Annotated in this window: 11 protein-coding genes; 1 reads left to right on the forward strand and 10 read right to left on the reverse strand. The window is 39.0% G+C overall.

Annotated features, from left to right (window positions below):
* Positions 1–108 precede the first annotated feature (108 nt).
* The 4 genes from EYR97_RS19900 to EYR97_RS19915 all read right to left on the reverse strand — a co-directional run bounded on the left by EYR97_RS19900 (position 109) and on the right by EYR97_RS19915 (position 2,041).
* The gene (locus tag EYR97_RS19900) at positions 109–474 is read right to left on the reverse strand and encodes a hypothetical protein (RefSeq protein ID WP_131095420.1); all 366 of its coding nucleotides are present in this window, start codon (positions 472–474) and stop codon (positions 109–111) included.
* A gap of 32 nt (positions 475–506) precedes the next feature.
* Positions 507–947, reverse strand: a complete 441-nt coding sequence (locus EYR97_RS19905; protein ID WP_131095421.1) for a hypothetical protein — start codon at positions 945–947, stop codon at positions 507–509.
* Between the two features lie 35 nt (positions 948–982).
* Positions 983–1,480 (reverse strand): DUF3592 domain-containing protein, encoded by a 498-nt coding sequence (locus tag EYR97_RS19910; RefSeq protein ID WP_131095422.1) that lies wholly within the window; start codon positions 1,478–1,480, stop codon positions 983–985.
* Between the two features lie 78 nt (positions 1,481–1,558).
* The gene (locus EYR97_RS19915) at positions 1,559–2,041 is read right to left on the reverse strand and encodes a hypothetical protein (protein WP_131095423.1); all 483 of its coding nucleotides are present in this window, start codon (positions 2,039–2,041) and stop codon (positions 1,559–1,561) included.
* Positions 2,042–2,268: 227 nt separating this feature from the next.
* Here EYR97_RS19915 and EYR97_RS19920 point away from each other — a divergent pair, with 227 nt between their 5' ends.
* Positions 2,269–2,541 (forward strand): type II toxin-antitoxin system RelE/ParE family toxin, encoded by a 273-nt coding sequence (locus EYR97_RS19920; RefSeq protein ID WP_131095424.1) that lies wholly within the window; start codon positions 2,269–2,271, stop codon positions 2,539–2,541.
* A gap of 92 nt (positions 2,542–2,633) precedes the next feature.
* On the opposite strand, the gene EYR97_RS19925 is transcribed toward EYR97_RS19920, so the two are convergent.
* The 6 genes from EYR97_RS19925 to EYR97_RS19950 form a co-directional block, all read right to left on the reverse strand.
* Entirely contained in the window at positions 2,634–3,062 is a 429-nt protein-coding gene (locus EYR97_RS19925; protein ID WP_131095425.1) for a hypothetical protein, read from the reverse strand.
* Positions 3,063–3,176: 114 nt separating this feature from the next.
* The gene (locus tag EYR97_RS19930; RefSeq protein ID WP_131095426.1) at positions 3,177–3,635 is read right to left on the reverse strand and encodes a nuclear transport factor 2 family protein; all 459 of its coding nucleotides are present in this window, start codon (positions 3,633–3,635) and stop codon (positions 3,177–3,179) included.
* Between the two features lie 54 nt (positions 3,636–3,689).
* Positions 3,690–4,112, reverse strand: coding sequence for a hypothetical protein (locus EYR97_RS19935; RefSeq protein WP_131095427.1), 423 nt, complete (start codon positions 4,110–4,112; stop codon positions 3,690–3,692).
* A 116-nt stretch (positions 4,113–4,228) separates the two neighbouring features.
* Positions 4,229–4,687: a hypothetical protein gene (locus tag EYR97_RS19940; protein WP_131095428.1), complete on the reverse strand. Its 459-nt coding sequence runs from the start codon at positions 4,685–4,687 to the stop codon at positions 4,229–4,231.
* A gap of 155 nt (positions 4,688–4,842) precedes the next feature.
* Positions 4,843–5,529, reverse strand: coding sequence for a DUF4336 domain-containing protein (locus tag EYR97_RS19945; protein ID WP_131095429.1), 687 nt, complete (start codon positions 5,527–5,529; stop codon positions 4,843–4,845).
* 122 nt (positions 5,530–5,651) lie between these two features.
* Positions 5,652–5,981 carry a hypothetical protein gene (locus tag EYR97_RS19950; protein WP_069943674.1) on the reverse strand — a complete coding sequence of 110 codons (330 nt, stop codon included), beginning with the start codon at positions 5,979–5,981 and terminating at the stop codon, positions 5,652–5,654.
* Positions 5,982–6,000 lie beyond the last annotated feature (19 nt).

Here is a 6,000-nt window from a genome sequence, read left to right on the forward strand (position 1 = left end):
AATGCGTCCATAAGGCCAATATTGAATTAATGAATAGCCACAAAAAAGGCTATAATAATTAGCAAAGTATTGTGAGGTATGACGTTAGCGTTGTACCAAACGTTGCGTTTAATTTGGTTCGCCAGTTCCAACAAAACCTACCATGCGTGTTATGAGTTCGTCTTGTTTTTCTATGAAATACTGACCTAGTTGAACTTTCTCAACACCGTCGGGGCCCTTCCCACTAAAAGCCACTGTAACTCGACTTACACCTCCTATAATATCGCTTTTAACAACCCTGGCTGACCAACCGGGAGCGCTAGCGCTGAACATGCCCACATAGTCACTTAATGCGTCTATACCTAGGAGAGTTTTTGGAGTGCGAGGATCATCGTATTGTATGGTTTTCGCCACAGCGCTAGTGATTTTTTCAAGTCGAACACTAGGGTCTTCTATTTCCCATGCGTCAAAGAAAGCTGAAATATTATCTGACATATTTATTCCTATTCTTGATTTGATTTTTGTAGCTAACCCACGACCTCTATTTGCGATATGTCCATTAACCTTATGTGCGTTTGGTAATAGTATTTGTCAGTAGGTTTACCCTCTGAGAGGAATGCAATCTTTACTCTCTGGGCTTTTCCATTAACTACTATTGTTTTATCAACGAAGTATTCTTGTGGTGACATTCCATATTTAGCTGATAGTTGTGCAATTGCTTTAGGGTGTAACGCTACTGTTATTGCACGCTGATCACGGTAATCCTTTTCAGTATTTAGATACACATATTGCCCTTGACTGCCAGTTGCCACTATTTGAAGGGTATATCGACCAGGAACTCCTTTGGGCGCTGAATTGGCAGCGGCCTTAATTATTTCCATGGTATCCGAAAGAGGCGTTGTAGTGTTTGACGTTGTAGAGGCGCAACCTGCGAGCGCTAAAATAAGCGCAAAAAAGACATTTTTCATAAATTATTTCCCTATAAATAACTAACATTTGATTGTTAGTCTACATCTCTTTTTATTTCCCAGTCTATGGCTAAAAAAAACAGTGAAAAAGCTAAGCCACCAAGCAAGAGTATAAAGCCCAGACTTTCATTACTTTTGTAATTTTCAGCGATTGAACGATAGCTTTTCACCAAATGATTGTCGCTTACAATCTGATATATAGGGTGAATAGTCTCAAATTCCCAAAGCGCCGAGTCTGAATCATTTGGGTCGTATAGTACTTTTAACGTTGTACCTTCTTTAATTAAAGCAGACTTAATAGCACTAATTGACCCCGCTATTGAATGATAAACGAACATCTCTTCATGTTCTTTCAGTTTAAAGCGCAAAGTACTTCTGTTTTTTCCTTTGGCCTCGAACCACTCTAATGTTCCAGAAACTTCTTTAAGTTCATCGAAGCTGGGAACACCATTATCAAAAGCAACAATGAATAACATCACCACACTAAAAAATAAGCTAGCTATTGTATTTTGACTAAGATCGCTAATTTTCATAGATGCCAGCTAGCACCTTAATATGTGTCTCTAACATTTGATTGTTGGGTATCGCTATTAACTTTAACCGTGCGTTTGTTATTCGCCATCTTCCGCAGATGCTAAGTCATTGGCAATTTTAATTGTTGTTAGGTAGAACCCATAAATTGAATCAATTTCACCATTTACGATGTGCTTGTGCACTTTATCTAAAGGGAAAGCAATGTGGGATTTACCTATTAAAACTCCATAACGGTCTCCTATTTTAACCCACTTGCCGCCAAGCTTTCTGATTAGCATCTCTCCTAGATATGCCCCCCAAACTTCAGGAAGAATACGTTTAGCCTGTTCTGATAGATGAAGACGTTCATCGGTGATAACGTTGCTCAAAAACTTAACAGAATCTTCGTCGTATCCAAATTGTGTTACTCCTTGAGACTTCATTTGAGCTACGGTGTGAGTTGAGCCGTTCTTAATTCTTGTTAATATTTCTTGGGGAATGTCATCGTAGCTAAGAAATCTCTCTTCCGCAGATAGGTTAAAGGTGAGAAGAGCACAAAAGATAAAATATATAATCTTCAATTTTAAATCCTTTTTGGTAATGGCGCATAACACTTAATTACGGGGCGTAAACAAGCAGGCGATAATCGCGTAGTTACCGTGAATTATCTCAAGAAAACAAGCCGATAGCAGAGAGTAAAAATAACAAAAGTTTCACTTTTTTCTGTGGAATCGGTCGTCATATGCGACTGTATCAGTGAACTAAGTTCACGAAAGAAATAGTGAAGAAAGCGTTCCGGTAAGTTTAGATGACCTATAAGCTAGAATTTAAGAAAAGCACGCTTAAAGAATGGAGTAAACTCGGCAGTACTTTAAAAGAGCAATTTAAGAAAAAATTGTCTGAAAGACTTGAAGCCCCTCATGTTGCGCCAGACAGGTTGATAGGCGCGGAAAATGTATACAAAATTAAATTGAGACTATCCGGCTATAGACTTGTATACCAAGTCCGCGATGACATCGTGATAGTCACAGTATTTGTAGTCGGAAAACGTGAAAGAAAGGAAGCCTATAAAAAGCGTTAAAAAGGCTGGATGCTGACTAAAGGGTTTAAGGCTAAGCTAAGGGGCAAAAACCGCGTAGTGGGTTACTATTTAAGCGTTTTGTTATGCGTAATTTAATCACATTTATTAAGTTCAGTGCCTTTTACCCAGTCCTGTACTAAAACAGTAGTTTTAGACCAATTATTGGACATCCCGTAAGCTTCAACAAAAACTGGACATTCATTACTAGAGCTAACGTCTACAATGATTTGATAAAATCTATTCCAGTTTACATGAGCAACTGAAGCCAATGTTACTAAGTCATTATCAGCGCCATTTTTTTCGATAAATGTATCACTTGAACCACCATAAATCTCTTGCCTACCGTGAGCGAAGCATTTACTCAATTGGCTCTCGATTAAATCGACAGTTTCGTTAAAAGGTCTATTAGAGCAAAAACTACTCTTAGCTTTACCTGCAGTTCTTAGTTCTTCTACTGACTTGGGAACGGATGCGCATCCGGAAAGAAAAATTAGTGGTATTAAGATAAAACTATATTTCATTGACACTCCTTGAATTACGCACAACGCCCAAATTTAGCGCGGAAAGCAGCGCGGCGGGTTAACGTCGCTGCCAGCGCTTTTCGCTGGCGATAATATTTGTTTGTGATGTGAACTTTACTCGTGATATTTACGAATTACCGCAACTTTGCCATTTTCAATTTCCAAAACTTCCATCATTACCTGAGTATAAGCAATAGGTTGCTTACTCTCGGGATGAATACCTTTCGCACTATTTCTGTAGCGAATAGCAATAGCTGAGTTATTAAAAGTAAATACGTCAAGAAGCTCAGCACTATATTCAGTGTGCGCACCTAAATAGAAAGTCATTCCTTTACGCATAGCTTCCTTGCCGTCGGGTAATCTAGAATCATCAGTTACCCAAGGTAAATGTGAGTGTCCGACGTCATCAGTGAGTAAGGCGAAGTAATTTTCTAGCTCATTCTTTGTTGCGCCAGGTGCTTGAGTTGCAATCATGGTATCAAAATAAGTTTGAGCGAATTTTTTAAGATCAAGTTCATTAGCTGCTACTTTTGCAGCAAACAAAACAATAAAAATTAAAAGCAAAAGTCTCATTAGTAACTCCAATTTGAATGATTCACATAACTTCCAACGAGCGGCAGCGAGTGACTACAGTGTTTTGTTAGGTAACCTTAACCAAAAAGCACAATGAAGGGCAATGTGAAAAATACCTATAACCAAAGGAGAGTAGAACAAATATATAACCAGAGGATGAGTGTTGATAGAAATTGGTTGAGTCGATACGTATCCAGTTTCAAATAAAACGACAGAAAGAGAGATAACACCAGTTACGAGAAACGTAAGGCGTTTAAAAAAAGTTATATAAAGTCCCCAGCTAAGAGATGTTAGAGCAGCGAAACCAAGAAGCCCCCCTGTACTCACTGCTAAAGAAGAAAGTGCCAAAATATAATTGGCATCAAGCAGCGCGATAAATCCCATGAGTAGAACAAAGATTGATAATAAGCTCAGAATTAAAGCTGGAACCCAAGCAAAAACAGTTGTGATACCAATAATGATCTCGCGTTTGAGCATGCAGGTTACCTAACTTTTAAATAAATGGCGATAGCACATAGGGCATAATAACGAAGTTGCCCTGCGTGTTAGCGTCCCAGCGAGCGGTAGCGAGAGACTTTATTTGTGTGTTATGTTCAATCTTCATCGGGTAACCTTATTAACGTCAAAAAGGCTTTTAGCAAACCCCAGATGAAGCAAACTACTCCAACCATTAGGACAAAGGCCAGAATCAAATACTGATTTATAAACAATGAGTGGCTATCGTCTATAAATGGCGCCGAAGCAAAGATAAAAAATACACCAAGAAAAACATATCCTATAGCTTCTAAATAAGGCTGCCGGCCTTTTGATAGTCTTAGTATCTCTGAAAGCTCTCTGTTTAACCAGTTTGACTCGGGCAGAAATACACTAAACAGGCTTGTTGCCACGCTGAATGCGGACCAACTGGCTACTACTAACGAAGTGATGAATATGGTTGTCGGAGAGTTGTGTCTTGAAAAATATTCTTCATTATTTCCAATGGATTCAAGGCAGAAGTATGCAAGAAGAACGCTTAAGGCCAATATCACAAAATTTAAAGCTATCTTTTTCATATACTGAATTTAAGTCATCCTTGATTGAACATAACTTTTAAATAAGGGGCGATAACACGTAGGGCATAATTACGAAGTGGCCCTGCGTGTTAGCGTCCCAGCGAGCGACAGCGAGTGCCATAATTTGTTTGTTATGTGATTTTCTCAAAGGTTTCTCATACTAACCATTTGAAAGACTTTTGTAAGAATTTATCTACATTTTCAGTGACGATTTCACCGTGAGCCATGACCAATATCTGCGGGTTCCAAGACAACAACCGATTGAAGTGTTTCCGCGCGTCCGCTTTACCAAACATGAAGCTTAAACGCCAATCCAAAGGCGTTTTCCCATTAGGGGCAAGTATACCAACACCTTTCGCCACGACCCGTTGCCAGTAGTTAAAGTCTTTACCTGAAAAGTTCTCAACTAGGTCAGTAACAATTAACGTACTGGAACTACTATGGTAAAACACACATTCTTCCATTAGCGGAGAACCAGAAAACAATTCTTGTTCAATGTCAGGCTCCCAAACATAACTTTGCGGGTTATTAAGAGATGTATGAAAAGAAATATCGCTACGCTTTTTTATCACCTCGTTTGTCCCATAGACTTCTGCGTTTGGATAGGCCGCAATCCATTCAGATAAGAACAAATGGTGTAGATGATTGGGGGCAATTAAATATTTAACAGAACCTAAGCTGTCAATTTGCTCTGCAATTGACTCAGATAATTTGATTGGACTATGAACCCATAGATCTCCACTAGAAAGTCTAACAACCGTCATTCGAGTGGAAAAAGGCAAACCTAAGAACTGAACAGGTTCACCATTGAATATCCAAATTTCATGCGCTAATTTTTCCATGTTACTCCAATCACATAACTTTCCAATAACGGGCGCAGACATGTGGGGCATAATGGCGCAGCCGCCCCGCGTGTATGCGTCCCAGCGAACGAAGTGAGTGAGTTTATTGAGTTGTTATGCACCTAAACCACCGTATATGAGAGTGTAACTGGTGAGCCAATAGAAAAAGAAGCTTTAGTGATAATATTTGGCAGATCAATGACTCTTGAATCGTACTCAGTAACAAATGAAACGAAGATATCTGTATTCTCTACTTCTACACTATTAGAAGTTACAAAACTTCCTATAAATTCCAGTGAAGATGGTGTCAGAGGAACGCACACTACAAAACCACCTAATTTTTTATTAGGTCTACAAGATGAGGCTTTAAGGCTTGATTTGATTTCGTTGGATAATTCTTCTGTAAGCGAAAAGAATCTAAAGCTGATATTTAATTCAATGTCTGAGTCCATTCAATGTGTCCGTAGGTGC

Origin of the sequence: Alteromonas sp. KUL42 (genome assembly GCF_006538325.1) — a bacterium.
Classification (GTDB): Bacteria; Pseudomonadota; Gammaproteobacteria; order Enterobacterales; family Alteromonadaceae; genus Alteromonas.